The organism is Pseudomonas sp. MF6776, assembly GCF_016613125.1.
Classification (GTDB): Bacteria; Pseudomonadota; Gammaproteobacteria; order Pseudomonadales; family Pseudomonadaceae; genus Aquipseudomonas; species Aquipseudomonas iridis.
This window is the reverse complement of the sequence record NZ_JAENSQ010000004.1, coordinates 279,558-305,975: the sequence shown is the minus strand read 5'-3', so window position 1 is coordinate 305,975 and position 26,418 is coordinate 279,558. Positions and strand designations below refer to the sequence as shown.

Here is a 26,418-nt window from a genome sequence, read left to right as displayed (position 1 = left end):
GCAATGCCGCAATCTTCAAGCTCTTCCCAACAGTGTGACCGTCTGTGAACACAGATTGTAAATAATACAGAGTGTTGTGCCTGAGCCTTTCTTCGCATGCCTGATCCGCAGTAGCGCTCTTTTCGTCAGTGAAACGTCCGACACATGGTTGGAAAGAAATATGATGATCCGCACCGTTTTCCTGTCGGCTCGTCGGATTCTTTCCAGAATTGTGGCGAGTTCTCTCGACGCATCAATATCTCGTGCATCAATGATGTGCAGGTTGCTGAAAGGTGCGGACAGCTGAAGGCTGTATTGAACCTTCAGGGTCGGCTTCGCGCTGATGCCAGACGGCGGGTCGGATGCATTATGGACTTTGCACGAGTCCCTGCGCCCTGCAGTAGAGGCTTCGCTGGGGACGATATGACTTGATATCCCGAAAGTCGCCTGTGTATCGGGCTCATGCGGCGGCGGGTTCCGTTTGCTGTCGCGGTCATCATTGTCGATGACTTTTAAAAAGCTTTTGTCCTTGCCGAAATCTGAGGGTGAATAAAGCGTGCGGTGATTGAAGTTCAAAGTGATGAAGAAAAGAAATAACAAGTAAAATGGGAAGCTAATAAGAAACCAGACGTAAATCTCTCGATCTTCGTTGTCAAGAAATGGCAAAGATACCGCGGCGGAGCCTTCCGAAATTGCGGCAAATATGGCGATAACCGTCATCGGATTAGTAATTCTCTTTCTGATTTTTAACATGCTCTTGCTCTCCTGTTGAGGTGGTGCGTCATGAATGGGTTGTATGTTTTAGTTTGTGGGTAAGTTGGGGTTTGGTGTTTTCTATGTATAGCAAAAGTATTTGTTTGAATATAAATATCTTGTTTCAAGTGTTTATGGTTTTCTGACTTGTACAAGAGGTTTGTAGGAGATTGCCGTCATTGCTTGATGTTTCTGAATTGCGCAATATTTCAGATGTTATGCAGGCATTTCGCACCGTGCTACCGATTGGCTGTCATGAAAACGGCTTTCGAGGCGGCTCTTCGGCAAATATTGGTCGCGCACTGTTACAAGTGAAAATCGAAAGTTTTGCAGACTGATGAAAGAGTTTTTTTGTCGGATGTTTATAGTGATACGGGTTTTTTGTAGGAATATTCCTCGATGGCTGTAGGGGACGTCTCTCGATGCAAGTGCATGAGAGACCTGACATGCCATAGAGCAAATGGCTGGGCTATTGTGCGTGTTCTAAAAATTCGAACAGCGAAACTGGACTTGCCCATGAATAAAGTGCTGATCGTGGATGACCACCCCGTCATTCGTCTTGCGGTACGTATGCTGATGGAACGTCATGGCTACGAAGTCATTGCAGAAACGGATAACGGCGTGGATGCATTACAACTGGCTCGCGAACAAATGCCGGATATTGTCATTCTGGATATTGGAATACCGAAACTTGATGGTCTGGAAGTAATTGCACGACTGACGTCGGTCGCAATGCCTATTAAAGTCCTGGTATTGACTTCCCAGGCGCCGGGTCATTTTTCAATGCGGTGCATGCAGTCGGGGGCGGCGGGTTATGTATGCAAACAGCAGGATTTGACCGAATTGCTAAGTGCGATAAAAGCTGTTTTATCTGGCTACAGTTATTTTCCCAATCAGGCGTTGCACACGGTACGTACCAGCCTGGGCAATGCCAGTGAAGCAGACATGGTGGATCGCCTTTCCGGGCGCGAGATGATGGTTCTGCAACAGTTGGCGCGGGGTAAGACCAACAAGGAAATCGCCGATGGAATGTTTTTGAGTAACAGGACAGTGAGTACCTACAAGACTCGCTTGTTGCTGAAACTCAATGCGCGTTCACTGGTTGATCTGATCGAGCTGGCCCAGCGAAACGGGCTTGTCTGAATATTTCAGTCGCTGACGGGGTCATGGGCCGATCGAATTCAGCTAGCCATCAAAAGCGAAAAAGCCTCCGTTTCGGGAGGCTTTCAAATATCAGAAATCAAAGTCGTAATCGGCCAACTTCTTTTGTAGTCGGCGCTCCTCCAGCAGGTTGTCGATCGTGCGGCGTTTGCTCAGGTTGGTCTTGGCGACTTCAACCACGGGTTCGGCGTCGTCCGTGGGGTCATCATCCACTTCCAGTTCCTCTTTATCAGTACTCATCAGATTAACTCCCACCCTAAGACTGCCGTTGGCGCCCCTTATATCGACATTCCGGCGGCGGGTAAAAAAGATTTTTTCAATCGATCACTCATTTATTTCTATAACGATCAATCGTCCGATGTTTTTTGTTTGTATTCGCACAAGTCTTCGATTCGGCAACTGCCGCACCGCGGCTTGCGGGCCAGACACACGTAGCGTCCGTGAAGAATCAGCCAGTGGTGGGAATCGAGCAGGAATTGCTTTGGTACAAACTTCATAAGCTTGTTTTCTACCTCGACCACATTTTTGCCGGGAGCGATGCCCGTGCGGTTGCTGACTCGGAAGATGTGCGTGTCGACGGCCATGGTCAACTGACGGAAAGCCGTGTTGAGCACCACGTTGGCGGTCTTTCGGCCGACACCGGGCAAAGCTTCGAGCTCCTCACGTGTTTGCGGCACTTCACCGTTGTGGCGTTCGACCAGCAAGCGGCACGTCTCGATGACATTTTTGGCCTTGCTGTTGTAGAGGCCGATGGTCTTGATGTATTCGGACAGCCCCTCGACGCCCAGCGCGTAGATCGCTGCCGGGGTGTTGGCGACCGGGTACAGCTTGGCCGTCGCCTTGTTTACGCCAACGTCGGTCGACTGCGCCGAAAGAATCACCGCAATCAGCAATTCGAAGGGCGAGGAGTAGGCCAGTTCGGTTTTCGGCTCGGGATTGTCTTCGTGCAGTCGGCGGAAAATCTCAAGACGTTTTGCGGCATTCATGGGCGATGCGTTTCCTTGGGGATAGAGTTCGAGCGAGTCCAGGCCTGACGGGCCGCTAGCAGCAGCCCCAACATAATCAGCGCGCCGGGAACCAGGGTTGCCAGAGGCAGGCCCTCGCTGAATAAAACCAGACCTTGCCAGTGTTCTAACAGTCCTCGGCCCAAGTGACCCTGGCCTGCGAGTTCACGCACAACGGCAAGTATCACCATCAAGGCGCTGAACATACCGCTTAGCTTGAGGCGCTCGCTCGGTGTCTGGCGGAAAAATCCGTTGTGTTCGAGTACCAGGCACTGCAAGGCAATCAATCCCGCATACAGACCAAAAGCCTGATGCCACGGAAGAAACCAGCGCTGCGCGAAAACCTCGGCACAACTGGTCAGCGTCGCGGCGAGCAGCAGGGCTGCTGACCAGGTGGCCGCAGGCGTCAGGCGCGAGCGTAAAAAAGACATGCACAAGCCATAGGCGCCCACTACCACCGCGAACATCAAGATCGCGCCCAGCGCGCCAGCCAACGAACTCGTCGTCCCGAGCAAAAGCATGAGCATCAATGAATTCGCTACGTGCGCCGTGCGGTTCATGGTGGGCTCCCCAGCAATGCCACACGATGTTGGTCAAAGTAATGCAGAGCGTCATGGACAGCGTTGATCACCGCGCGGGAGGTGATGGTCGCACCGGCCATTTGATCGAATTGCCCCTGATCCTTTTTCAGCGCCCAACCGGCATCTGTCGGCTCATCACTCGATTTCCCGACAAATAACGAAAGCCATGCATTCGGCCATTCGCCCAGATGTCCGCCGAGCGCGGGCGTTTCATTTTGCTTGAGGGTTTTTACCCCCAGCAATTTTCCATGGTCATCAATGGCAATCAGCAGTTCGATGCTGCCTGCATAACCCTTGCTGCGGCTGCGCAGCAACACCGCGACCGGTCGCCCGGCTTTGCTCGCGCGATAGCCACCGGTGAGTGTGCTGTGGCTTAAGGCAACATCCGCCAGGGCCAGCGGTTGTTCGAGTGGTTGATTGTCGTAGCTGTCGGGTGCGAGCACGTCGAGCAGTTTGCGACTGTCGAGCAGACGCTGTTCGGCGGCAATCTGCGGCGCATTGCTGCGTTGCACAAGATACGTCGCCGTGATGCCGACGAAAGCCAACAGCAGCAGCGTAAGTGCGCTCTTTGTGCGGTTCATGGGCGCACCGGTTTCTGTCGGCTCAGGGCAAAACGCTCGAGTGCCGGCACGCAGAGATTCATTAACAGCACCGCGAACGCGACGCCGTCCGGGTAACCGCCCCAGGTGCGGATCAGGTAAGTCAGCAGCCCGACGCCGGCGCCGAACAGCACGCGCGCCAGCGCATTTTTTGCCCCGGATACCGGTTCGGTGATGATGAAAAATGCGCCGAGCATGGTGGCACCGCTCAGCAGATGAAACAGCGGCGAACCGTGGGAGTCCGAGCCCGAGCCGTTCCAGCACAGCAGGCTGACTAAAAACAGGCTGGCGAGCATACCGACGGGCGCGTGCCAGCCGAATACTCGCCGTTGCAGCAGAAACAGCCCGCCGGCGAGAAACGCCAGATTGACCCATTCCATGCCTCGCCCGCCGAAGCGCCCGAAGGCCGGGTTGGCGGCGAACAATTCATCGATGGTCAGGCTTTTATTGATGCGCAGGCTGTCCAGGGCCGTGGCCTGAACCCAGGCGTCCGGGGCCTGCCCCGGATTGAATACCTGTTGCAAGGCGTCGAGCAGCGCCATGCCATGGGCCGGCCATTGGGTCATTGGCTGCGGGAACATCACGATGATCAAGGCAAAACCGAGCATGGCCGGATTGAACGGGTTTCTGCCCACGCCGCCGTACAGATGTTTGCCAAACAGCAGACCTGCGGCAGTCGCCGTGATCGTCAGCCACCAAGGGCAATAGGGCGGCAGCGCGACGGCCAGCAAAGTCGCGCTGACCAGTGCGCTGCCGTCACCGAGCAGCGGCTGCAACGCTTGCCCGCGCAGGCGTGCCACGCCTGCCTCAACCGCCAGTGCGCAGGTGACGCAAAGGATCAGATTGATCAATACGCCCCATCCGTAAAACCACAACAAGCTCAGCAGTCCCGGCAGCATGGCAAGCAGCACCAGTCTCATCGCCTGTTGCAGGCGATCGTCGGGTGTCTCAAGGGGCGACATGGTCTTGCACCTGGCGCTCGGCGTCCTGCAGGCGGGCGCGGGCCTTGTCGAGGGTTTCGGCCGGGGTGTCAGCGCGTCGTTCGAGTTTGTTCAGGTCCGCGCGGGCGTAGGCCAATTCGGTTTTCAACTGACGAAGTTGGCTGTCGATCGGGCGTTTTTCCACGCGCACCAGGTCAGGCACAGGCTGATCGCTGGCCGCTTCGGCGGCGTGAAGGGCTTGCTCGGCGTCACGTAACGCCTGTTCCAGCGTGGCAATCTGCTCGGTCGGCGCTTCGGCGGTCTGGGCCTTTTTCAGTTCGGCGCGGCGCATGGCCAATTGAATTTTTGCCCGTTTCAGGTCTGCGTCTTTCGCCGGCGCTGGAGCTGCCGGAGCGGCGGGTCCGCTGCTTTCGAGTTTGGCCAAAGCCTGTTCAGCCACTTCGAATTGCTGCTGCAATACGATCAATTGCGACTGCTGTTCAAAGGTCGGCGGATGGCCGAAGGCTTTCAGCGATTTATGCAGTTGCGCACGGCTCATCGCGACATCGATCTTGGCTTTTTTCAGTTCGGCGTCGGCGCCTGCGGATTTTTGTGCGCGCACGCGTTCCAGTGCAGCTTGCACCGGGTCGAGCGTTGTCACTTCAGATTGAGCGGCGCGTTTGGCTCGCGCCTCGCGCTCAGCCTGTTTGTGTTGTTCTTCGCGTTGCAGACGGGCATTGCGTCGTTCAAAGCGCTGGCGGGCGTGATCACGTTTGGCGGCGCGCGCGCGCTGTTCTTCAAGACTGAACGCGAGGCCACCGACCACCGGCAGTGTGCTCGGTGGCAGGGGATGCATTTCGATGCAGTCCACCGGGCAGGGCGCCACGCACAGATCGCAACCGGTGCATTCGTCGATCAGAACGGTGTGCATCAATTTCGCCGCGCCGACGATGGCATCAATCGGGCAGGCCTGAATGCACTTGGTGCAGCCGATGCATTCTGCTTCGCGGATGTAAGCCACTTGCGCTGGCGCCGAACCGCGACTGACGTCCAGTTCCAGCACCGGCACTTTCAACAACTCGGCCAGCGCCGCGATGGTTTCATCACCACCCGGCGGGCATTTGTTGATCGGCTCGCCGTCGACGATGCCCTGTGCGTAAGGTTTGCATCCTGGATGCCCGCACTTGCCGCACTGAGTCTGTGGCAGAAGGGCGTCGATGCGTTGAATCAGACTCATGTTTTGATCAGTCCACTGAATCCGAGAAAAATCACTGCGATCAGTCCGGCGCCGATCAGGTCGATCGGCAGGCCGCGAAAGGGCAGGGGAATATCGTTGTCGGTTGTACGCTCACGCAAATCGCTGAACAGACTCAGCACCAGCCAGAAACCCAGCCCGGCACCGAGGCTCATTGCTGTCGCGTGCAGCAGGCCTTGATCGCTCTGCGCATTGATCAGCGCCAGCCCAAGCACGCCGGCGTTGCCCAGCAACAGCGGCCACAAACCCTCGAACGGCAGGTTCGGCAACCCGCGCGCCAAGAGTTTCAGCAACGGCGCGATCAGCAACACGCTCAATGGCAAAAACACGAACAGGCGTAGCGCTTGCAGTTGCAGGGGTACCAGCAGCCAGTGCCAGACTGTGTAGCCAACCACGCCGACGATGACCATCAGGCACAACGTCGCCAGCCCCAGCGCATGCACCTGCCGACGACTGCCCGCCAACAGCGGATCGACGCCCAGCGGCCAGTGCAACACGAAGTTGTTGAGCAGCGCGGCACTGATAAGCGTAAGCACGAGTTCGGTCATGGGGCTGCCGGCAAAACGGGCGGATGTCTCATAAGGTTAGGCATTATCCGGCAGCGACGGTGAGTGGGCCAGATATGAAAAATCCCACAGGCATGCGCGCACGCCTGTGGGATCGATTTGCCGCAGAGTCTTACTTGATGCGCTGACCTGGCTTGGCGCCGCTGTCCGGGCTCAGCAGGTAGATTTCCTCACCGCCAGGGCCTGCTGCCATCACCATGCCTTCGGAAATACCGAACTTCATTTTCCGCGGCTTGAGGTTGGCGATCATCATGGTCAGGCGACCGTCGAGTTTGGATGGGTCCGGATAAGCGCTCTTGATCCCGGAGAACACGTTGCGTTGCTCGTCACCGATATCCAGGGTCAGGCGCAGCAGCTTATCGGCGCCTTCCACGGCTTCTGCCTTGATGATCAGCGCAACGCGCAGGTCGACCGCAGCGAATGCGTCGAAGTCGATTTCCGGCGACAGCGGATCCTTGGCCAGCTCGCCGTTGCCCGCAGGGGCGGCTACGCCGGTATCGGTCTGGCTGGCGGTCAGGTCTTCTTTGGAGGCGTCGCTCATGGCTTGTACTTTTACCGGGTCGATGCGGGTCATCAACGGCTTGAATTCGTTGAGCTGATGATTGGCCAGCAGGGTGGTGTGGTCGTTCCAGGTCAACGGGGCGACGTTGAGGAACGCCTCGGCATCGGCGGCCAGCAGCGGCAGCACCGGCTTGAGGAAGATCACCAGTTGGCGGAACAGGTTGATGCCAGTGGCGCAGATCGCCTGGACTTCATCCTGTTTGCCTTCCTGCTTGTTCAGCGACCACGGTGCCTTGTCGGCGATCCAGGCGTTGGCGCGGTCGGCCAGGGCCATGGTTTCGCGCATGGCACGGGCGAAGTCGCGGGCTTCATAAGCGTCGGCGATGCTTGGCGCGGCGGCGAGGAAAGCCTCGGTCAGCTCCGGCGCGGCATTGTTGTCGACCAGCAGGCCGGCATTGCCCTTTTGAATGAAGCCGGCGCAACGGCTGGCGATGTTGACGACTTTACCGACCAGGTCGGAGTTGACCTTCTGCACGAAGTCTTCGAGGTTCAGGTCGAGGTCGTCGACGCCACGGCCCAGTTTGGCCGCGTAGTAGTAGCGCAGGTATTCCGGCGACAGGTGATCCAGGTACGTGCGGGCCTTGATAAAGGTGCCGCGCGACTTGGACATCTTCTGGCCGTTGACGGTCAGGTAGCCGTGTACGTTGATTGCGGTCGGTTTGCGGTAACCGGCGCCTTCGAGCATGGCTGGCCAGAACAGGGCGTGGAAGTTGACGATGTCCTTGCCGATGAAGTGGTACAGCTCGGCAGTGGAGTCCTTGGCCCAGAACGCGTCGAAGTCTAGATCCGGCGTGCGGTCGCACAGATTCTTGAAGCTGGCCATGTAGCCGATTGGCGCATCCAGCCATACGTAGAAATACTTGCCCGGCTCGCCCGGGATCTCGAACCCGAAGTACGGCGCATCGCGGGAGATGTCCCACTGTTGCAGGCCGGCGTCCAGCCATTCGGCGATCTTGTTGGCCACGGCGTCCTGCAAGGTGCCGCTGCGGGTCCAGCCTTGCAGCATTTCCTGGAAGTCCGGCAGTTTGAAGAAGAAGTGCTGGGAATCCTTGAGCACCGGGGTGGCGCCAGAGATTGCCGACTTCGGATCCTTCAGATCAGTCGGTGCGTAGGTCGCACCGCATTTTTCGCAGTTGTCGCCGTACTGGTCTTCAGTGCCGCATTTCGGGCAGGTGCCCTTGATGAAGCGGTCGGCCAGGAACATTTTCTTTTCCGGGTCGAAATATTGCGTGATCGAACGTTGGGCGATGTGCCCTGCGTCACGCAGCTTGAGGTAGATCTGGCTCGACAGCTCACGGTTTTCTTCGGCGTGAGTGGAGTGGAAGTTGTCGAAATCAACCAGGAATTCGGCAAAGTCGGCGCTGTGTTCAGCCTGCACGTTGGCGATCAGTTGTTCCGGGGTGATGCCTTCCTTTTCTGCGCGCAGCATGATCGCCGAACCGTGGGCGTCGTCGGCGCAGACGTAGATGCATTGATTGCCGCGATGCTTCTGGAAGCGCACCCACATATCGGTCTGGATGTATTCCAGCATGTGGCCAAGGTGGATCGAACCGTTGGCGTAGGGCAGGGCGCTGGTGACGAGGATCTTGCGTGGCTCGGACATGTGGGGCTTCGCTACTTGATGAAACGGAGGTCGGCCACTATAAAGCGCTGGCGCATATTTTTCACCCTGTGCACCTGTTTCATTCAGGTACGATACTCGCCATCTTTTCCCAGTCTTGTTATCGGAGTTGCCCATGAGTGCCGTCACTCGCGCAGCGGTGGAAGCCGTCCTCAGCCAATACACCGACCCTTACCTGAACCAGGACCCGGTCAGCGCCGGTTGCGTGAAAAACATCGAGATCGTCGGTGACCGCGTCAATGTGCAGCTGGAAATCGGTTACGCCGCCGGCCTGTTCAAAAGCGGCTGGGCGCAATTGCTGCAACTGGCCATCGAAAACCTCGACGGCGTAGTGATTGCCAGAGTCGAGGTCAACACGGTGATCGCTGCGCACAAGGCTCAAGCGCAGATCCCGGGGCTGGCCAACGTCAAGAACGTGGTGGCCGTGGCGTCGGGCAAGGGCGGTGTCGGCAAGTCGACCACCGCTGCCAACCTCGCGTTGGCGCTGGCCCGTGAAGGCGCCAAGGTCGGGATTCTCGATGCCGATATCTATGGCCCGAGTCAGGGCATCATGTTCGGCATTCCCGAGCGCACTCGCCCTGAAATCAAGGATCAGAAGTGGTTCGTGCCGCTCAAGGCCCACGGCGTCGAAGTCATGTCGATGGCGTTCCTGACGGACGACAACACGCCAATGGTCTGGCGTGGGCCGATGGTCTCCGGCGCATTGCTGCAACTGGTTACGCAAACCGCGTGGGGCGATCTCGATTATCTGGTGATCGACATGCCGCCAGGCACCGGCGACATTCAGTTGACCCTGGCGCAGAAAGTCCCGGTGGCAGGCGCTGTGATCGTCACCACACCGCAGGATCTGGCCTTGCTCGACGCGCGCAAAGGCGTGGAAATGTTCCGCAAGGTCAACATTCCGGTGTTGGGCGTGGTGGAAAACATGGCCGTGCACATCTGCTCCAATTGCGGCCATGCCGAGCATCTGTTCGGTGAAGGTGGTGGTGAGAAGCTTGCGACGCAGTATGGCGTCGAGCTATTGGCCTCGCTGCCGTTGTCGATGCTGATCCGTGAACAGGCCGATGGCGGCAAGCCAACGGTGATCGCCGAGCCGGACAGCCAGATTGCCATGGTCTATCAGGAACTGGCCCGTCACGTTGGCGCGCGGATTGTGTTGCAGGAAGCGGCAACACCCGCGATGCCGAACATCACCATCAGCGACGATTGATAATTCAGCAACGCTGAGAAACCTGTGGGAGTGAGCCTGCTCGCGAAGAGGAAGTGTCAGTCAACGAAGAGGTTGTCTGACACTGCGCTTTCGCGAGCAGGCTCGCTCCCACACTGGTTTTGTAGTGTCAGTCAGATACGCAACCCGCCATCCATCTCCAGAATCCGACCGGTGTAATAGTCGTTCTCGAAGATGTACGCCGCCGAATGGGCGATCTCTTCCGGTTTGCCCATGCGCTTGAGCGGAATTCCCGCGGTCATCTTCTCCAGCGCTTCCGGCTTCATGCCCAGGGTCATCTCGGTTTCGATGAAGCCCGGCGCAATGCCCGCTACGCGAATGCCATAACGCGCCAGTTCCTTGGCCCACGTCACGGTCGCCGCTGCCACACCGGCCTTGGCCGCGGAATAGTTGGTCTGGCCAACGTTGCCTGCGCGGGATATCGACGAGATGTTGATGATTGCGCCGCCGGTCTTCAGCTCGACCATTTTTGCTGCGACTTCGCGCGTGCAGAGGAATACGCCGGTCAGGTTGACGTCGATCACCGCCTGCCATTGGGCCAGGCTCATCTTGGTCATTTCGCCATCCTTGACCTTCAGTAGCAGGCCGTCGCGCAGAATCCCGGCGTTGTTGATCAAACCATGGATCGCGCCGAAATCGGCGGCGACCTGCGCGACCATGTGCTCTACCTGTTCTTCATTGGCGACGTTGCACAGGTAGCTGCGGGCCTCGACCCCTTTGGCTTTGCAGGCGGCGACTGCGTCGTCGAGCTTTTCCTGGTTCAGATCGACCAGCGCCAGCTTCGCGCCTTTGCCGGCGAAATACTCGGCCATCGAACGGCCCAAACCCTGGCAACCGCCAGTGATAATGATTACTTTGTCGTTGAGTTGCATTCGCATGCCCCGATAGCAGGTCAGAGTGGATTTCCTTTAGAGAGCCTCTCGATCTGCGCCCGATGTGGCCTGGCTGCACATGAGAATTGCCCGATGGTGAGCGGAACATATCCCGCGCACCTGTCCGTTTTTTCGACGGATTCTATTTAAGGAGTCATAAATTGAGCGTTGAAGTGGCGAAGAATGCCCGAGAATTGCTTCTCAAGGAATACCGTGGAGTGCTCTCGACCCACTCTAAATCCATGCCCGGTTTTCCCTTTGGCTCCGTCGTGCCGTATTGCCTGGACGAGCAGGGCCGGCCGTTGATCCTGATCAGCCGCATCGCCCAGCACACGCACAATCTGCAAAAAGACCCGAAATGCTCGATGCTGGTGGGGGAGCGCGAGGCAGATGACGTGCAGGCCGTTGGTCGCCTGACCTATCTGGCCGAAGCGCAAAAGCTTGAAGACACCGCCAGCATTGAAGCGGCGGCCGAGCGTTATTACCGCTACTTCCCCGACTCGCAGAACTACCACAAGGCTCACGATTTCGATTTCTGGGTGCTGAATCCGGTGCGCCATCGCTACATCGGTGGTTTCGGCGCCATTCACTGGGTCGATCAACTGACCTTGGCCAACCCGTTCGCGGGCAAAGCCGAGATCAGCATGGTCGAACACATGAACAGCGACCACGCCAAAGCCATCGCGCACTACGTCGATCTGGCCGGACTGCCGAAAACCGTGCCGGCGCAACTGGCCGGGATCGACACCGAAGGCATGCACCTGCGCATCGGTCAGGCGCTGTACTGGTTGCCGTTTCAAGCACCATGTCATACGCCGATACAAGTGCGCGAAGCCTTGGTTTCTCTGGCTCACGCCGAGCATTGGCCAAAAAATGCAGTGGCCGACGCTTGAATTCACGAAAGGGCGACGTCATCTAAGGCTTACTGCAAGGCATTTCTTGCGTAGAGGAAAGTTAGATGCGCCCTTTTTTGTTGCTCTTTCTGCTGTTTCCGGTGCTGGAGCTGTTCGTATTCGTCAAAGTGGCAGGGGCTATCGGGTTTTTCCCGGCCCTGCTGCTGATCATTCTCGGCTCGATGTTCGGGGTATTCGTGCTGCGCGTCGCCGGTCTGGCCACTGCACTGCGTGCCCGTGAAAGCCTGAACCGCGGCGAACTGCCTGCGCAAACCATGCTTGAAGGTCTGATGCTGGCACTGGCCGGTGGTTTGTTGATTCTGCCGGGCTTCATCAGCGACGTGGTCGGTCTGGTGATGCTGCTGCCGTTCACGCGTCGACTGCTGGCCAATAAAATGCGCCAGCGCGCCGAAGATCAGGCGATGCGCCAACGTGCGTTCGCTGACGATCTGCAACCACGCGGCGGGCCTGCCCCACGCGATACGGTGGGCCGTGAGCCCAACGTGATCGAAGGCGAGTTCGAACACCGCGACACCAAGTGACACCTGGATCGACACGGCACCCTCGGGTGCCGGGTTTTTATGTGGGCTGCATCCGGGCGCTGCGATGAAAAATTTTCTGCGTTCGCCCTTGTAATAAGCTTATGCGCCCTTATGTAACGGTCACCGAAAGGTTTCTGGCATTTGCGCCAGTCAGACTTCCGCGTCTCGCTCGACGAGGCGCACCCGGCGAAGGCCGGATTTGTTAAACCCGCCGGGAATACACCGGCCGATGAAAACCACAATTAGGAGAGATCGACAATGAAGCTTCGTCCTCTGCATGACCGCGTCGTAATCCGTCGCAGCGAAGAAGAAAAGAAAACCGCTGGCGGTATCGTCCTGCCAGGTTCGGCTGCTGAAAAAGCCAACCACGGTGTGATTCTCGCTGTAGGCCCGGGCAAAGCTCTGGAAAACGGCGAAGTGCGCGCACTGTCCGTTAAGGAAGGCGACAAGGTTGTGTTCGGTCCTTACTCCGGCAGCAACACTGTGAAAGTCGACGGCGAAGACCTGTTGGTAATGAGCGAGAACGAAATTCTCGCCGTTATCGAAGGCTGATTACCCCGTCCATTTTCCCGCTACTACAAAGTATTTAAGGAATATCGATCATGGCTGCTAAAGAAGTTCTGTTTGGCGATTCCGCCCGTAAGAAAATGCTCAAGGGCGTCAACGTCCTGGCTGACGCGGTAAAAGCGACCCTGGGCCCGAAAGGCCGTAACGTGATCATCGAGAAGAGCTTCGGCGCTCCGACCATCACCAAGGACGGCGTTTCCGTCGCCAAAGAAATCGAACTCGAAGACCGTTTCGAAAACATGGGCGCGCAGCTGGTCAAAGACGTTGCCTCCCGTGCCAACGATGACGCAGGCGACGGCACCACCACCGCTACCGTGCTGGCTCAGGCCATCGTCAACGAAGGCTACAAAGCCGTCGCTGCCGGCATGAACCCGATGGACCTCAAGCGCGGCATCGACAAGGCGACCATCGCCGTTGTTGCTGAGCTGAAAAACCTGTCCAAGCCATGCGCTGACACCAAGGCCATCGCTCAGGTCGGCACCATCTCGGCCAACTCCGACAGCTCCATCGGCGAAATCATTGCCGAAGCCATGGAAAAAGTCGGTAAAGAAGGCGTGATCACCGTTGAAGAAGGCACTGGCCTGGAAAACGAACTGTCGGTTGTAGAAGGCATGCAGTTCGACCGTGGCTACCTGTCCCCGTACTTCGTCAACAAGCCTGAGACCATGGTTGCCGAACTGGAGAGCCCGCTGGTTCTGCTGGTCGACAAAAAAATCTCGAACATCCGCGAAATGCTGCCAGTGCTGGAAGCCGTTGCCAAAGCCGGCCGTCCACTGCTGATCGTTTCCGAAGACGTTGAAGGCGAAGCCTTGGCGACTCTGGTTGTGAACAACATGCGTGGCATCGTCAAGGTTGCAGCCGTCAAGGCTCCAGGCTTCGGCGACCGTCGCAAGGCCATGCTGCAGGACATCGCTGTTCTGACCGGCGGTACCGTTATCTCCGAAGAGATCGGCCTGAGCCTGGAAAGCGCCACCCTGGAAAACCTCGGTAGCGCCAAGCGTGTGACCATTTCCAAGGAAAACACCATCATCGTTGACGGTGCTGGCGTAGCAGGCGACATCGAAGCCCGCATTGCTCAGATCCGTGCTCAGGTTGCCGAAACTTCCTCGGACTACGACCGTGAAAAACTGCAAGAGCGTCTGGCCAAGCTGTCCGGCGGCGTTGCAGTAATCAAGGTTGGCGCTGGTTCCGAAGTTGAAATGAAAGAGAAGAAAGCCCGCGTTGAAGACGCCCTGCACGCAACCCGCGCAGCCGTTGAAGAAGGCGTGGTACCTGGCGGTGGCGTTGCGCTGATCCGCGCTCTGGAAGCCCTGAGCAACCTGACCGGCGACAACGCTGACCAGAACGTTGGTATCGCTGTACTGCGTCGCGCTGTTGAAGCGCCGCTGCGCCAGATCGCTGCCAACTCCGGCGACGAGCCAAGCGTCGTGGTCAACGAGGTCAAGAACGGCAAAGGTAACTACGGTTACAACGCTGCAACTGGCGTGTACGGCGACATGATCGAAATGGGCATCCTGGACCCTACCAAGGTGACTCGTTCGGCATTGCAGGCAGCAGCTTCCATCGGTGGCCTGATCCTGACCACCGAAGCTGCAATCGCTGACAAAAAAGTAGACGCTCCGGCTGGCGGCGGTATGCCAGACATGGGCGCCATGGGTGGCATGGGCGGCATGATGTAACCCAGCCTTACCCCGTAACGCAAAAACCCCGCCTGCGATAAGCAGGCGGGGTTTTTTATTGCCGCTGATTTGAGGTTCACCTGAAACCTGGGCGCGGCCATCGCTGGCAAGCCAGACTCCCACAGTGATCACTGCTGCTCATGGCATCTCTGAACACTGGAGATCCCTGTGGGAGCTGGCTTGCCAGCGATGACGTCAGTTCAGACGCTGACCGGTTGTGTGTTGACCACCGATTCAGCCTTCACCGCCGGGCGATACAGCACCCAGTAATACGATCCCAGACAAATCAGCCAGCAGAAAATCGCCGTCCACACGTTGTGCGAAAAGAAGTGCGCGCCCTGCATCATCCGGCTGATCGAGAACACCGAGCCCAGGGCAAAGGCAAAGATAAATGCCTGTCGCGCCAGACGCGGACGCCGGTCACGCAACACGAAGAACAGCGCAAACAACGTGAACCCCGTGGCCGCATGACCGCCGGGCCAGCAACGGCCGGGCTTGTCGGTCGGCGGGCGATGATCCATCAGTTTGCTGTAGGTTTCATGGCCGCCGAATTGCTCCAGGCTCCAGGGGCATTGCACGGCCGTCACCGCTTTGACCGGCGTCACGAACGAAGTCGCCAGCCCAAGAGACAGCACCAGACAGCCCAACTCGCGCTTGAACGGCTTGAGCCTGTTGATGAAGAACGCGCCGATGAAACCGAAAATGGCGAACACCGAAAATGCGATCACTACCTGCTTGGCGCGGTCGTGCAGGATGTCTTCGAGGAAGAAGCTGTGCCGGCCGATGAAGTCCCCCGCAACCGGATCGTAGAACAGCCTGGCCAGATCCATGTCCAGATCGGTCAGTTCGAGCAGCATCAGCACCAGTGCAGCCAAGGCAGGAATGCCCAGGCACAACCAGAAATTCAGAGGCCTTGAAACGGGACGGGCAGAGGTCGACACCATGGCAATTCCTTGGTCGGCAAGTGTTTTGAGGGGCGTAATCGCGCGCAGTCTGCGCCCGCGTGCGTGGGTGATTTGTTAACCGAAAGTGAAAAAATCGTTGGCCGGTACAAACAACCGGTTTATCGATAAACATCCCGCTACATGCCTAGCCCTGAGCCACCGTTGGCCGTAAGCTGCGCGAGCCATGACGGCGGTAACCGTGTACGCAAGAGGTGCCCATGCGAATTCTATTGGTCGAAGACAACCGCGACATCCTGGCCAATCTGGCCGATTACCTGGGGCTCAAGGGCTATACCGTCGATTGCGCCCAGGACGGTCTGTCGGGTCTGCATCTGGCGGCCACCGAGCACTACGACCTGATCGTGCTCGACATCATGCTGCCCGGTATCGACGGCTACACCTTGTGCAAACGCCTGCGCGAGGACGCCCGCCGTGACACCCCGGTGATCATGCTCACCGCTCGCGATCAACTGGACGACCGTTTGCAGGGCTTCAAGTCCGGCGCCGACGATTACCTGATCAAGCCCTTCGCCTTGTCAGAACTGGCTGCGCGGATCGAAGCGGTCATGCGCCGTGCGCAGGGCGGCGGCCGGCGTGCCTTGCAGGTCGCCGATCTGAGCTACGACCTCGACACCCTGGAAGTGACCCGTGAAGGCAAGCTGCTCAAGCTCAACCCGGTCGGCCTCAAACTGCTGGCGGTATTGATGCAGAAGAGCCCGCACGTGCTGCGTCGGGAAATTCTCGAGGAGGCGCTGTGGGGTGATGACTGCCCGGACAGCGACAGCCTGCGCAGCCACGTCCACCAATTGCGTCAGGTGATCGATAAACCGTTTGCCAAACCCTTGCTGCACACCGTGCACGGCGTCGGTTATCGCTTGGCCGAGGGGCGTGATGGAGTTTAAGCAAAGCCTTTCCCAACGGATCATCATCGCCTTTGCGCTGATGAGCGCACTGGTTGCCGGCGCTTTCGCCATGGGCATTGTCGCGACGGTGCATCTGGTCGAGGAAAAACTGATTTCGGCAGGGCTGGGCGGCGATCTGCAACGTCTGTTGCTGATGGACAATGTCTCCGACTGGAGCCATCGCCCGGAGCCGGATCAACTGTTCTACTTCAGTGGTGGCCCCGGCGACTTCGACTTGCCCAAGGATCTGCGTCATCTGGATGCGGGTTTTCACGAAGTCTTCCGCGAGCAGCTGTCATATCACGCCATGGTCGAAGTCGTTGATGGCCGGCGGTATGTGCTGCTGCAGGATCAAAGCGATTTCGAAGAACGTGAGCGCGTGCTGTTTGCCGTGGTGCTGGTGGGCTTTGTGCTCAGCCTCGCATTAGCGGTATTCCTCGGCTGGGTCCTTGCGCGCAAGGTCATGGCGCCCGTGGTGCGCCTTGCACGCCAGGTTCGCCATCGGGATCAATTGCTGGGTCTGGCGCCGCCGCTGGCGCCGGACTACGCGGCCGATGAAGTCGGTGAACTGGCGGTGGCGTTCGATGCCACGCTGGGGCGTTTGCGCCAGGCTCTGACCCGCGAACGTCTGTTCACCAGTGACGTCAGTCACGAGTTGCGCACGCCGTTGATGGTGCTGGCGAGCTCCTGTGAACTGCTGTTGGAAAACCCGGGAATTGACCAGCGCGGCCGTTCTCAGGTCGAGCGTATTGCCCGTGCCAGCGAGGAAATGCGCGAGTTGGTGCAGACCTTCCTGATGCTCGCCCGCGCACAGAATGAAGAGGCCGGGGCGGCACCACAGCAAAACCTGACGCAAGTGGCAGAAAGTCTGGTGTGCCTGTGGCGCGAGCCGATCGAGCGCAAGGGACTGACCCTCACCCTTGATCCCGGTAACCCAGCGGATACCCGCTATAACGCAACCCTGCTGAATGCCGTGATGGGTAATTTGCTGCGCAATGCATTGCATTACACCGAGCACGGTTTCATTCGCCTGACGCTCACCGCCAACGGATTTGTCGTCGAAGACTCCGGCGTCGGCATTCCTGAAGAGAAACGTGAGGCCATGTTCGAGCCTTTCGTGCGTGGCAGCGAGAAGCGCGGGGAAGGTCTGGGGCTGGGCTTGTCACTGGTACAACGCATCTGCGAAAACCAGGGCTGGACTGTCAGCCTGAGCACGATGGAACCTAATGGTTGCCGCTTCGAGGTAGATCTTGGCCATTTCGGACGCAAATAGTGGCTCCAGGCTACTCCCGTCAACCTGTCTAAATCCTGTATAACGTTGTAATAATTTGTCGGTTTACCTGACATTTTTTTCACATTTGGACGACCTGCTGCTGACACGCCGCTCACTAAGGTGGTGCCATCAGTAATTCAGGAGTCCTGGTGATGACCGGCCCGATCAAGCTCGATTTTTCCGAAAAGTACGACGATCAACACGCTAAGAAATATCTGCGCAAACATAAAGAAAGCCTCGGACGTCGTCTTTCCCATCTGCGTGACGAGCAACTGGCGCGCAAGGCTCTGACACTGGCTGGCGAACCCGGTCTGGTGCTTGATTTGCCTTGCGGTGCCGGACGCTTCTGGCCGTTGCTGGCGGAAAAGCCCAATCGGGTGATTATCGGTGCGGACAACTCCGAGTCGATGATCAAGACCGCATTGGAAGGACAACCGGCGGATGTGGTGAAGCGGGTTAAACCCTTGCACACCTCCGCTTTCGATATTGCTCTGCCAGATAACGCCGTCGACAGCATTTTCTGCATGCGCTTGCTCCACCACATCGGAGAAGCCGAGCACCGGATGGCGATTCTGCGTGAGTTCGAGCGCGTGACCCGTGACAGCGTGATCGTCTCGTTGTGGGTCGACGGCAATTTCAAGGCCTGGAAACGCAAGCGCGCGGAGAAGGATCGTCCCAACCGTGATTACCAGAATCGCTTTTTGATTCCGGCGGCTACGATCGAAAAAGAATTTGAAGCAGCGGGCTTCCGCATTCAGGAACAACTCGACTTTATTCCGCTCTATGCGATGTGGCGAGTTTACGTATTACGCAAGAGGTAAAGGATGGCAGTGCAAATGGCAGCAGAAGCGCAAGTGACTCCTCAGGATAGTTTCGACTACTACTGGAGTCAGCGCGGTGAGTGGGTCGAAGAACCCAATGTGCGCCGCGGCGGCGAAAGTGGCGTGCAACGGATTGTCGGTCGCGATGGCCAGTTGCTGTATGCCAAACGCCAGACCGGTCACATTTATCGCAGTTGGCTGCATCCGTTCGGACGCCCGACTGTACTGCGCGAGCTGGATGCCCTGACCGGTGTCAGCAAGCTCGGCGTGCGCGTGCCGCAAATCGTTTTCTGCGGTGCCCAGCCTGATCCGCAGCACAAGTGGCGCGCTCTGCTGGTGACCAAGTCTCTGGACGGTTTCCAGGAACTGGAACACTGGCTGGCGTCTGCCGGTGGTCGTGATCAGTGCGGCGACGCGATCTATGAGCGTGTGCTCAAGGATCTGGCCGAAAACCTGGCGCGTATGCACAAGGGCCGCTGGCAGCACAGCTGCATCTACATCAAACACGTTTTTGTACGGGTGACGGGCGAAGGCGAGTCGGCCACCGCTGAAGTGGCGTTGATCGATCTTGAGAAATGCCGCCAGCGTCTGACCGCTCATCGCGCCGCCTCCCATGACATGAAGCAATTGCGTCGCCACTCGTCGTTCCGCGACGCGGACTGGAAAAAACTCGTCTACTTTTACGAGACGGCATTTGGCAGCGCTATCAAAGGTTTATAGCGATGAAACTCGAAATTGCACGAGGTTTGTTTTTGGTAGGAGCCTTGGCAGTTGCTTCACTGGCGGTGGCTGCCTGGGAGCAGCCGCGCATGCAGGTTCTCGGCGCGTCCACGACGGATGCGCACTGTGCAGTACCACGGGTGGCGAAAGCCTCCGTGGCAACTCAACCCGATCATGATTTGTTGTTGTTCATGTTCGGACTGACGCAAGGCATGAGGCCACAGAGTTGAACCGATTGAAGCCCAAATAAAAGGCCTCGCAGATGCGAGGCCTTTTTTATTGTGCTTTATCAGGGTTCACCCCAGCCCCTGTGGGAGCGAGCCTGCTCGCGAAGAGGGCGTGTCAGTCAACATCTATGTAATTTGACACACCCTATTCGCGAGCAGGCTCGCTCCCACATGGTTATTGGGTTTGTTTGGGATCGGGTTTCGCCAGCAGGGTGTAGATGCAGGGCAAAACGAACAGCGTAAACAGCGTCCCGATCGACATCCCCGTCGCAATCACCATCCCGATATCAAACCGGCTGACGGCCCCCGCGCCGGTCGCCAGAATCAGCGGCACCATGCCGAATACCATCGCTGCCGTGGTCATCAACACCGGGCGTAGCCGAATCGCTGCGGCCTCTTCGACCGCTTCACGCGCCGACAGGCCCTTGTCCTTGCGTAACTGGTTGGCGAACTCGACGATCAGGATCCCGTGCTTGCTGATCAGCCCGATCAACGTCACCAAGCCGACCTGGGTATAGATGTTCATGCTCGACCAGCCGAGGAACAGCGGGATCAGCGCTCCGCAGATCGACAGCGGCACCGTCACCAGAATCACCAAGGGATCACGGAAACTTTCGAACTGCGCCGCCAGCACCAGGAAAATGATCGCCAGCGCTAGCGCGAACGTCACCCACAAGGCACTGCCTTCCTGCACGAATTGTCGCGATGCGCCGCCATAGTCGAACGCGAACCCGGCCGGCGCCTCTTCCCGGGCGATCTGCAATACGGTGTCGATCGCCTCGCCCATGCTCACCAACGGGAAACCAGAGATCTTCGCCGCGTTGAGCTGTTGGAACTGGTTGAGTTGACGCGGTCGTGCGCGGTCGCTGACCTTGATCAGCGTCGACAGCGGCAGCAACTCGCCCTGGGTGTTTTTCACGTAGTAGTTGTTCAGCCAGTCCGGGTTGTCACGGAAGGGGCGTTCGACCTGGGCGATGACCTTGTAGCTGCGCCCTTCGATGGTGAAACGGTTGATTTCCGCCTCACCGAGCAATGTCGCCAGCGTGCCGCCCAGATCCTGCATCGACACGCCCATCTGCGCCGCTTTGGCGCGGTCGATGTCGACCACCACTTCCGGTTTGTCGAACGCCAGATCGAGGTCGACGAAGGCAAACTTGCCTGACTCCATGGCGCGTTTCTTGATCCGGTCGGCCACTTGCAGCAGCAGTTCGTAGTCGTTGGCAGTGTTGATCACGAACTCGAATGGCAAGCCTTCACCCGTGCCGGGCAGGGAGGGCAGGTTGAAGCCGAAAATCTGCAAGCCCGGAATGCTCTGCAGTTTGCCTTGCACCTCGGGCAGGATTTCCATCTGGGTACGGCTGCGCTCGTTCCAGGGCTTGAGCAGGAACCCGCCAATGCCCGCCTGTACGCCGTTGTAGCCGTTGATCTGGAACGAGGAGTAGTACTCCGGAAACTCCTTGAAGATCTTGATGAATTCGTCGGTGTAGGTGCTCAGGTAATCGAGGTTGGTCGGCTGCGGGGCGGTGGCAATCATGAAAATGATGCCCTGGTCTTCGTCCGGCGCCAGTTCCGATTTGGTGAACTTGAGGAACACCGGGATCAGGCACAGCACGATCAAGGCGAACACCAGCACCACCGGGCGGGTGTTCAACGTGCCATGCAGGGTGCTCTGGTAGCGGCGCTTGAGGCTGTCGAAGATGCGGTCGAGTCGATGCGCCAGGCCTGTGGGGTTTTCCTCGTGGCGCAGCAAAAACGCACACATCATCGGTGACAGGGTCAGGGCGACGACGCCGGAAATCACCACGGCACCGGCCAGGGTCAGCGCGAACTCTTTGAACAGCGCTCCGGTCAGCCCGGTGAGAAAACCGATTGGCGCGTAAACCGCCGCCAGAGTGATGGTCATCGACACCACCGGCATGGCGATTTCACGCGCGCCCTCAAGCGCTGCGTCAAACGGGGTTTTTCCTTCCTCGATATGTCGGTGGATGTTCTCCACCACGACAATCGCATCGTCGACCACCAGGCCGATGGCCAGCACCATCGCCAACAGGGTCAGCAGGTTGATCGAGTAGCCCATCATCTGCATGAAGAACATCACGCCGATCATCGACAGTGGAATGGTCACCACCGGAATCACCACCGAACGCAGCGCGCCGAGGAACAGGAACACCACGACGATGACGATCAGCACCGCCTCGAACAGGGTTTTCACCACTTCGTCGATGGAGGCCTGAATGAACAGCGTGGCGTCGTAGGCGATCTCGCTTTTGAGGTTCGGCGGCAGCTGCGCCTCCAGCTCCGGCATGATCTTGCGCACTTCCTTGATCACATCCAGCGGGTTGGCCCCCGGCGTGGCCTTGATGCCGATATACACCGAAGGCGTGCCGCCGAACGAGCTGATCGAGTCGTAGTTTTCCGCGCCCATTTCGACCCGCGCGACATCGCTGAGCAACACGCGGCTGTCGCCACTGACCTTCAGCGGAATCGCCGCGAAGGCTTCGGCGGACTTTAATTCAGTGTTGGCGTTGATGCTGGTGACCACGTACTCGCCTTTCACTTCGCCGGCGGCGGAGAGGAAGTTGTACTGGCGCACGGCGTTGGTGACGTCGCTGGCGCTGAGGCCGAAACCGGCGAGCTTCACCGGATCAAGCCACAGGCGCATGGCGAATACCTGATTGCCGAGGATCTCCGCTTCGGCCATGCCCGGCAGGGTTGCCAGTTTTGGCTGGATCACCCGTGACAGGTAGTCGGTGATCTGCGGGTTGCTCAGGTCTTTGCTGAAGAAACTGATGTACATCAGCGCCGAGGCGTCGGCGGACTCTTTGCTCAGCACCGGGTCTTCGGCGTCTTGCGGCAGTTTGTTTTTGACTTCGTTGGCCTTGGACAGCAACTCGGTAAACAGGCGGTCGGTATTGGAGCCGATGCGCGCGTAAATCGAAATCACCGAGAAGTTCTGGCGACTGACCGAGGTCATGTAGTCGATGCCCTCGGCGCTGGCCAGACTCTGCTGCATCGGCTGGGTGATATAGCCCTGAATGGTTTCGGCGTTGGCCCCGGGGTAGGCGGTGGTCACCGTGATCAGGGCGTTTTCCATTTGCGGGTATTGGCGCAGCGGCAGCTTGCTCCAGGCCTGGAAGCCCAGCAGCACAATCAGCAGGCTGACCACGGTGGCGAGCACCGGGCGGCGGATGAACGGGTCGGTAAAAGCCATGGGGATTCCTGGATCAGTCGGCGCGGGGCGGACTGTTCTGCTCGCCGAGGGTCTTGTCGTCGCTGATGGCAATGTGCGCGCCGTTGTCCAGTTTGATCTGGCCGGCCGTCACCACGTGTTCGCCGCTCTGCACGCCCTTGTTGATCATCACCAGCCCATCGCGGCGCTCACCGGTTTCGATGAAGCGCCGCTCGGCAATCAGCACTGGTTGGCCCTTGTCGTCTTTTTCGAGGCTGCCGTCCTCGGCTTTCTTCTGCCCGACCACGTAGATCGAGTTGCCGTAGAGGGTGTAGGTGATCGCGCTTTCCGGCACCACGATGTGTTTCTGCGGATCGGGCAGCAGCACTTCGAGGCTGGCGAACATGCCCGGCAACAGTTTGCCGTCGGGGTTGGCCAGGGTGGCGCGGACCAGCACGTTACGCGTGGAGCTTTCTACGAGCGGGTTGATCGCGCTGATCTTCCCTGAAAAAACCTGCCCGGGGTAAGCGGCGGCCGAGATATTCACCGGTTGGCCGATGGCCAGTTTCGGCACCGATTGTTCGGGCACATAGAAGTCGGCATAGAGGCTGCTCAGATCCTGCAAAGTGGCAATTTTGGTGCCGCTGGCGAGGTAGTCGCCGATGTCGACCTGACGGATGCCGATGGTGCCGCTGAACGGTGCGAGGATGCGTTTTTTCGCCAGCGCTGCGTTGAGCTGATTGACCGTGGCCCGCTCTTTTTGCAGAACCGCCGAGAGTCGGTCGTATTCACCTTTGGAAATGGCGCGACTGTCGATCAGTTGGCTGCCACGCCCGAAGTCCAGTTGCGCCAGGCCCAGGTCGGCTTTGGCGGTCTCCAGCAGAGCGGCTTCAACGGCGCTGTCGAGTTGCAGCAGCGGTTGCCCGGCCTTGACCTTCTGTCCTGATTCGAACTTGAGCTCGGTGACGGTGCCGGAGGATTCCAGGCTCAGGTCGACGCCTTGCAGGGCCTTGAGGCTGCCGACGGTGGGCAAACGCATCTGCCACGGGCGCTCGCTGGCAGTGGCCACGGCAACGCTGATCGGCGGTTTCGGCTTGGAGAAGCCTTGAACCATGGTGTAAATCGAAAAGGCTTTGTAACCGCCCAGCACCAGGACAATCAGCAAAACAACACCCAACATGATCAGCATGCGGCGACGCAGCATATTTCCAGTTCCTTGGATAAATCAGGTGAGACAGGCGGGCAACATTACTCCGAGTTCAGGGGGGATTCCAACTGGCAGTTTTTACGGGGAATGGAAAAAGATCGCCGCCGTCTGCCGCGCTCCAGGAGACCGTGATCCCCTGTAGGCGCTGCCGAAGGCGGCGATCTTTTAAAGGCGCGTCACGCCATCAGATGAAGATGGTTGTCCCAGAGCCCTGCCGGTAATTCCAGCGGCTTGGCCAGCAGTTCATTCTGACGGCAATCGTAGTAGCGGCAACGCCCCTGACCCGAGGTCACGACAAAGCCGTCCTGCACCGCACCGACGCCGGCGCAATCGGGCAGCGGTGCGTCGAGGCGGACTTCGCCGCTGTCCAGATCCCAGATGAAAAAGCGGTTACCACGCGGGGCGGTCAGCGCCACCAGTCGCAGGTCGCTGTGCACCGCGACGCTGGCGGTGTAGTGACCCATCGACTGCAACTGATGCTCCGGCACCGGGAACGCCACGAACGGTTGCCCCGGACGTTTGATCGCCAGCAGCTCCGAGCGCTCGTGTGACGCACCCATGAATTGCTGACCGGCGACAATGGTACCGTCGCTGGCAATCCCCAGGTGGCGCACGCTGTTCATCTGCTGGGCGAGGGTTTCCTTGCTCAGCAGGGTGCCGTCGCGTTGCATCAGGACCAGGCTCGGCTCCATGGCGCTTAGGTTCATGTCGACGCGGCTTTCCGCCTCGGTCCGAATCCCGCCGTTGGCCACCACCAGCGTCTCGCCGTCGGGCATCCACGACACCTGGTGCGGGCCGAGACCGTGTGTGGAAATCTCGCCGCTGTGCACCAGCCGCTCGCCTTCGAACTTGTACACCCCGAGCAGGCCACGACCCGGATCGGTGGTGTCGTTCTCGGTGGCGTACAGGTATTCGCCGTCCTTGTGCACCACGGCGTGGCCGTAGAAATGCCGGTTCGGCTGCGACGTCACGGTTTGCAGCAACGTGCCGTCACGCAGGTCGATCAGGTAGCTTTCGGTACCCGGCCGGCGGGCGACGAACAGCGCAATCGCCAGCGTCGGATGATTGATGATGTCGTGGCAGCGCTGACCCACCTCGGTGGCGAACACGCGCGTGCCATCCAGCCGATAGCCGACGGCGTAGTGTTTGCCGTCGGTATCGTCGCGAGCCGACAGCAGCAGCGGGCTCTGATCCTTGCGTTTGAACAGCGTCCAGCCGCCCAGCGTCACTGCTCCCAGCAGCAAACTACCTAAAGTCAGAGCCTGGCGTCGCAGCATGGCACTTGCCCTCATCAGTCACCGTCGTTGGCGTTGAAGCCCAGTTGAATGCCCAGCGCCTTGGCCAGTTCGCCTTCGTGCAGGCGATGGACGACGTTGAGGCTGTCGTAGATATCGTTGAGTTGCTGACGACCCGCGTCGTCTTCAAGCATTTCGCCGAGCGAACGCTGGGTGCTGTCGAACAGTTTCAGCGACGCGGCGTAGGCAGCATCGATCTTGTCCGCCAGTGGCTTTTGCTCAGCCGGCAACAGACCGCGCAGGCCTTTGTTGTCGACGCCTTCCCAAACGGTCTTGGCGGCGGCGAGGCTGGCTTCCAGCGCGGTCATTGACGACTGGCTGCGCCACGCATCAGCCTGGAATGGCTGCGGCACACCTTTGCTCTGACGGCCCATCGGCGTGCCGAGTTTTTTCTTCAGGGTGTCGAGTGCGGTGACCTGCACACGCAGCAGATCGGCGATCGCTTCGTGGGAGTCGGCGTAGCGCTGGTTGGGGAACTTGCTCATCTGCGCGAGCATGCCGTCGGTGTTGTTCCAGCCTTGCAGAATCTCTTCGGCCAATTGCTTCTGGCGTTCGCCGATGGCGATCAGCAGTGGGCAGTACTTGGCTTTCTGCTCGGCGTTGGCGACGTCTGGCTTGGCGTCGAACAGGATGTATTCGTACGCCGACAGGCCTTGCACCACTACGCTCGATTTGGCCAGTGCGGCGGCGTCGATCTGCGGTTGCGCGAGGACCAGTTGCTCGACCTGACGGCCGACCAGGTTCTTCTTGTCGGGCCAGAACTGCACCTGCCAGGAACGGTTGCCCTCGGCCAGTGGCCCGATCAGCAACGGTTGCAGCTCGGCCCAGGCTTTCTGCGCGTGGAGGAAGTCGGCGCGGGCGGTTTCCAGCGTCTCTTTGCCCTGGCAGTAGGCGAGGGCGCTGACGGCCAGTTGCTTGTCGGCCTCTGCCCAGCGCGTGTAGGTCGGCAGGATCACCGATTTGGCGATGGCAGCCGAGGTAACCGCTTGCGGATCCTGCGGCGAGCAGGCGCCGAGGGCGATGGCGGCAAGGCTGGTGAACAACAGCTTGGGACGGAACATGTCGGGCTCCCGGATCTT

The 26,418-nt window shown here is 58.8% G+C and carries 27 protein-coding genes; 12 read left to right on the top strand and 15 right to left on the bottom strand.

Annotated features, from left to right (window positions below; translation table 11 throughout):
* Window positions 1-15: 15 nt before the first annotated feature.
* A complete protein-coding gene (locus JJD74_RS06790; RefSeq protein WP_200612433.1) occupies window positions 16-732 on the bottom strand; it encodes a hypothetical protein in 717 nt (238 codons plus the stop codon).
* A 179-nt stretch (window positions 733-911) separates the two neighbouring features.
* On the opposite strand from JJD74_RS06790, the gene JJD74_RS06785 reads away from it, so the two are divergent.
* Complete coding sequence (locus tag JJD74_RS06785; RefSeq protein WP_200612431.1) at window positions 912-1,070, top strand: hypothetical protein; 159 nt, start codon at window positions 912-914, stop codon at window positions 1,068-1,070.
* 178 nt (window positions 1,071-1,248) lie between these two features.
* The gene (locus JJD74_RS06780) at window positions 1,249-1,875 is read left to right on the top strand and encodes a response regulator transcription factor (RefSeq protein WP_200612429.1); all 627 of its coding nucleotides are present in this window, start codon (window positions 1,249-1,251) and stop codon (window positions 1,873-1,875) included.
* Window positions 1,876-1,965: 90 nt separating this feature from the next.
* On the opposite strand, the gene JJD74_RS06775 is transcribed toward JJD74_RS06780, so the two are convergent.
* The 8 genes from JJD74_RS06775 to metG form a co-directional block, all read right to left on the bottom strand.
* Window positions 1,966-2,133, bottom strand: a complete 168-nt coding sequence (locus JJD74_RS06775) for a PA3496 family putative envelope integrity protein (protein ID WP_200612427.1) — start codon at window positions 2,131-2,133, stop codon at window positions 1,966-1,968.
* 107 nt (window positions 2,134-2,240) lie between these two features.
* Window positions 2,241-2,879 (bottom strand): endonuclease III, encoded by a 639-nt coding sequence (nth, locus tag JJD74_RS06770; RefSeq protein ID WP_047302889.1) that lies wholly within the window; start codon window positions 2,877-2,879, stop codon window positions 2,241-2,243.
* Window positions 2,876-3,457: an Rnf-Nqr domain containing protein gene (locus JJD74_RS06765; protein WP_200612425.1), complete on the bottom strand. Its 582-nt coding sequence runs from the start codon at window positions 3,455-3,457 to the stop codon at window positions 2,876-2,878. Before JJD74_RS06765 ends, nth begins: the two co-directional genes overlap by 4 nt.
* Window positions 3,454-4,059, bottom strand: a complete 606-nt coding sequence (locus JJD74_RS06760) for an RnfABCDGE type electron transport complex subunit G (RefSeq protein ID WP_200612422.1) — start codon at window positions 4,057-4,059, stop codon at window positions 3,454-3,456. Before JJD74_RS06760 ends, JJD74_RS06765 begins: the two co-directional genes overlap by 4 nt.
* Complete coding sequence (locus tag JJD74_RS06755) at window positions 4,056-5,039, bottom strand: RnfABCDGE type electron transport complex subunit D (protein WP_200612420.1); 984 nt, start codon at window positions 5,037-5,039, stop codon at window positions 4,056-4,058. Before JJD74_RS06755 ends, JJD74_RS06760 begins: the two co-directional genes overlap by 4 nt.
* Window positions 5,026-6,234, bottom strand: coding sequence for an electron transport complex subunit RsxB (gene rsxB / locus JJD74_RS06750; RefSeq protein ID WP_200612417.1), 1,209 nt, complete (start codon window positions 6,232-6,234; stop codon window positions 5,026-5,028). The genes JJD74_RS06755 and rsxB overlap by 14 nt, the downstream gene beginning before the upstream one ends.
* On the bottom strand, window positions 6,231-6,800 hold the full coding sequence (locus JJD74_RS06745; RefSeq protein WP_047302879.1) for an electron transport complex protein RnfA: 570 nt from the start codon (window positions 6,798-6,800) through the stop codon (window positions 6,231-6,233). Before JJD74_RS06745 ends, rsxB begins: the two co-directional genes overlap by 4 nt.
* Before the next feature lie 130 nt (window positions 6,801-6,930).
* Window positions 6,931-8,982, bottom strand: coding sequence for a methionine--tRNA ligase (gene metG / locus JJD74_RS06740; RefSeq protein WP_042560724.1), 2,052 nt, complete (start codon window positions 8,980-8,982; stop codon window positions 6,931-6,933).
* Between the two features lie 133 nt (window positions 8,983-9,115).
* Here metG and apbC point away from each other — a divergent pair, with 133 nt between their 5' ends.
* Complete coding sequence (gene apbC / locus JJD74_RS06735) at window positions 9,116-10,210, top strand: iron-sulfur cluster carrier protein ApbC (protein WP_042560723.1); 1,095 nt, start codon at window positions 9,116-9,118, stop codon at window positions 10,208-10,210.
* A gap of 131 nt (window positions 10,211-10,341) precedes the next feature.
* Here the strand turns inward: apbC and JJD74_RS06730 are convergent, their stop codons facing one another.
* Window positions 10,342-11,100 (bottom strand): SDR family oxidoreductase, encoded by a 759-nt coding sequence (locus tag JJD74_RS06730; protein WP_042560722.1) that lies wholly within the window; start codon window positions 11,098-11,100, stop codon window positions 10,342-10,344.
* Window positions 11,101-11,261: 161 nt separating this feature from the next.
* Between JJD74_RS06730 and JJD74_RS06725 the strand changes: the two genes are divergently transcribed.
* From JJD74_RS06725 to groL, 4 genes are all read left to right on the top strand, one after another.
* Window positions 11,262-11,993 carry a HugZ family pyridoxamine 5'-phosphate oxidase gene (locus JJD74_RS06725; RefSeq protein WP_042560721.1) on the top strand — a complete coding sequence of 244 codons (732 nt, stop codon included), beginning with the start codon at window positions 11,262-11,264 and terminating at the stop codon, window positions 11,991-11,993.
* Between the two features lie 65 nt (window positions 11,994-12,058).
* Window positions 12,059-12,535, top strand: coding sequence for an FxsA family protein (locus tag JJD74_RS06720; RefSeq protein WP_042560720.1), 477 nt, complete (start codon window positions 12,059-12,061; stop codon window positions 12,533-12,535).
* A gap of 258 nt (window positions 12,536-12,793) precedes the next feature.
* On the top strand, window positions 12,794-13,087 hold the full coding sequence (locus JJD74_RS06715; RefSeq protein ID WP_007916610.1) for a co-chaperone GroES: 294 nt from the start codon (window positions 12,794-12,796) through the stop codon (window positions 13,085-13,087).
* 50 nt (window positions 13,088-13,137) lie between these two features.
* Window positions 13,138-14,781 (top strand): chaperonin GroEL, encoded by a 1,644-nt coding sequence (gene groL / locus JJD74_RS06710; RefSeq protein ID WP_047302877.1) that lies wholly within the window; start codon window positions 13,138-13,140, stop codon window positions 14,779-14,781.
* Window positions 14,782-14,981: 200 nt separating this feature from the next.
* On the opposite strand, the gene JJD74_RS06705 is transcribed toward groL, so the two are convergent.
* Window positions 14,982-15,725, bottom strand: a complete 744-nt coding sequence (locus JJD74_RS06705) for a phosphatase PAP2 family protein (RefSeq protein WP_200612414.1) — start codon at window positions 15,723-15,725, stop codon at window positions 14,982-14,984.
* A gap of 218 nt (window positions 15,726-15,943) precedes the next feature.
* On the opposite strand from JJD74_RS06705, the gene colR reads away from it, so the two are divergent.
* The 5 genes from colR to JJD74_RS06680 all read left to right on the top strand — a co-directional run bounded on the left by colR (window position 15,944) and on the right by JJD74_RS06680 (window position 19,671).
* Entirely contained in the window at window positions 15,944-16,627 is a 684-nt protein-coding gene (colR, locus tag JJD74_RS06700) for a two-component system response regulator ColR (RefSeq protein ID WP_042560717.1), read from the top strand.
* Entirely contained in the window at window positions 16,617-17,900 is a 1,284-nt protein-coding gene (locus tag JJD74_RS06695) for a sensor histidine kinase (RefSeq protein ID WP_042560716.1), read from the top strand. The genes colR and JJD74_RS06695 overlap by 11 nt, the downstream gene beginning before the upstream one ends.
* A gap of 152 nt (window positions 17,901-18,052) precedes the next feature.
* Complete coding sequence (locus JJD74_RS06690) at window positions 18,053-18,721, top strand: class I SAM-dependent methyltransferase (RefSeq protein ID WP_047302860.1); 669 nt, start codon at window positions 18,053-18,055, stop codon at window positions 18,719-18,721.
* Window positions 18,722-18,724: 3 nt separating this feature from the next.
* Window positions 18,725-19,441, top strand: a complete 717-nt coding sequence (locus tag JJD74_RS06685; RefSeq protein WP_047302858.1) for a lipopolysaccharide kinase InaA family protein — start codon at window positions 18,725-18,727, stop codon at window positions 19,439-19,441.
* Window positions 19,442-19,443: 2 nt separating this feature from the next.
* Window positions 19,444-19,671 carry a hypothetical protein gene (locus JJD74_RS06680; RefSeq protein ID WP_042560713.1) on the top strand — a complete coding sequence of 76 codons (228 nt, stop codon included), beginning with the start codon at window positions 19,444-19,446 and terminating at the stop codon, window positions 19,669-19,671.
* Between the two features lie 172 nt (window positions 19,672-19,843).
* Here the strand turns inward: JJD74_RS06680 and JJD74_RS06675 are convergent, their stop codons facing one another.
* From JJD74_RS06675 to JJD74_RS06660, 4 genes are all read right to left on the bottom strand, one after another.
* A complete protein-coding gene (locus tag JJD74_RS06675) occupies window positions 19,844-22,879 on the bottom strand; it encodes a multidrug efflux RND transporter permease subunit (protein WP_042560712.1) in 3,036 nt (1,011 codons plus the stop codon).
* A 13-nt stretch (window positions 22,880-22,892) separates the two neighbouring features.
* On the bottom strand, window positions 22,893-24,041 hold the full coding sequence (locus tag JJD74_RS06670; RefSeq protein ID WP_115147793.1) for an efflux RND transporter periplasmic adaptor subunit: 1,149 nt from the start codon (window positions 24,039-24,041) through the stop codon (window positions 22,893-22,895).
* 179 nt (window positions 24,042-24,220) lie between these two features.
* Complete coding sequence (locus tag JJD74_RS06665; RefSeq protein WP_200612411.1) at window positions 24,221-25,321, bottom strand: DUF1513 domain-containing protein; 1,101 nt, start codon at window positions 25,319-25,321, stop codon at window positions 24,221-24,223.
* Window positions 25,322-25,335: 14 nt separating this feature from the next.
* Window positions 25,336-26,400 (bottom strand): imelysin family protein, encoded by a 1,065-nt coding sequence (locus JJD74_RS06660; RefSeq protein WP_200612408.1) that lies wholly within the window; start codon window positions 26,398-26,400, stop codon window positions 25,336-25,338.
* Between the last annotated feature and the right edge of the window lie 18 nt (window positions 26,401-26,418).

Coding starts and splice junctions, on each gene's coding strand:
- JJD74_RS06675 (WP_042560712.1), bottom strand. CDS start 22,879: ATGGCTTTTACCGACCCGTTCATCCGCCGCCCGGTGCTCGCCACCGTG.
- JJD74_RS06660 (WP_200612408.1), bottom strand. CDS start 26,400: ATGTTCCGTCCCAAGCTGTTGTTCACCAGCCTTGCCGCCATCGCCCTC.
- JJD74_RS06685 (WP_047302858.1), top strand. CDS start 18,725: ATGGCAGTGCAAATGGCAGCAGAAGCGCAAGTGACTCCTCAGGATAGT.
- JJD74_RS06715 (WP_007916610.1), top strand. CDS start 12,794: ATGAAGCTTCGTCCTCTGCATGACCGCGTCGTAATCCGTCGCAGCGAA.
- JJD74_RS06790 (WP_200612433.1), bottom strand. CDS start 732: ATGTTAAAAATCAGAAAGAGAATTACTAATCCGATGACGGTTATCGCC.
- JJD74_RS06670 (WP_115147793.1), bottom strand. CDS start 24,041: ATGCTGCGTCGCCGCATGCTGATCATGTTGGGTGTTGTTTTGCTGATT.
- metG (WP_042560724.1), bottom strand. CDS start 8,982: ATGTCCGAGCCACGCAAGATCCTCGTCACCAGCGCCCTGCCCTACGCC.
- JJD74_RS06690 (WP_047302860.1), top strand. CDS start 18,053: ATGACCGGCCCGATCAAGCTCGATTTTTCCGAAAAGTACGACGATCAA.
- JJD74_RS06755 (WP_200612420.1), bottom strand. CDS start 5,039: ATGTCGCCCCTTGAGACACCCGACGATCGCCTGCAACAGGCGATGAGA.
- apbC (WP_042560723.1), top strand. CDS start 9,116: ATGAGTGCCGTCACTCGCGCAGCGGTGGAAGCCGTCCTCAGCCAATAC.
- JJD74_RS06745 (WP_047302879.1), bottom strand. CDS start 6,800: ATGACCGAACTCGTGCTTACGCTTATCAGTGCCGCGCTGCTCAACAAC.
- JJD74_RS06720 (WP_042560720.1), top strand. CDS start 12,059: ATGCGCCCTTTTTTGTTGCTCTTTCTGCTGTTTCCGGTGCTGGAGCTG.
- JJD74_RS06730 (WP_042560722.1), bottom strand. CDS start 11,100: ATGCAACTCAACGACAAAGTAATCATTATCACTGGCGGTTGCCAGGGT.
- colR (WP_042560717.1), top strand. CDS start 15,944: ATGCGAATTCTATTGGTCGAAGACAACCGCGACATCCTGGCCAATCTG.
- nth (WP_047302889.1), bottom strand. CDS start 2,879: ATGAATGCCGCAAAACGTCTTGAGATTTTCCGCCGACTGCACGAAGAC.
- JJD74_RS06705 (WP_200612414.1), bottom strand. CDS start 15,725: ATGGTGTCGACCTCTGCCCGTCCCGTTTCAAGGCCTCTGAATTTCTGG.
- rsxB (WP_200612417.1), bottom strand. CDS start 6,234: ATGAGTCTGATTCAACGCATCGACGCCCTTCTGCCACAGACTCAGTGC.
- JJD74_RS06680 (WP_042560713.1), top strand. CDS start 19,444: ATGAAACTCGAAATTGCACGAGGTTTGTTTTTGGTAGGAGCCTTGGCA.
- JJD74_RS06775 (WP_200612427.1), bottom strand. CDS start 2,133: ATGAGTACTGATAAAGAGGAACTGGAAGTGGATGATGACCCCACGGAC.
- JJD74_RS06760 (WP_200612422.1), bottom strand. CDS start 4,059: ATGAACCGCACAAAGAGCGCACTTACGCTGCTGCTGTTGGCTTTCGTC.
- JJD74_RS06765 (WP_200612425.1), bottom strand. CDS start 3,457: ATGAACCGCACGGCGCACGTAGCGAATTCATTGATGCTCATGCTTTTG.
- groL (WP_047302877.1), top strand. CDS start 13,138: ATGGCTGCTAAAGAAGTTCTGTTTGGCGATTCCGCCCGTAAGAAAATG.
- JJD74_RS06780 (WP_200612429.1), top strand. CDS start 1,249: ATGAATAAAGTGCTGATCGTGGATGACCACCCCGTCATTCGTCTTGCG.
- JJD74_RS06695 (WP_042560716.1), top strand. CDS start 16,617: ATGGAGTTTAAGCAAAGCCTTTCCCAACGGATCATCATCGCCTTTGCG.
- JJD74_RS06665 (WP_200612411.1), bottom strand. CDS start 25,321: ATGCTGCGACGCCAGGCTCTGACTTTAGGTAGTTTGCTGCTGGGAGCA.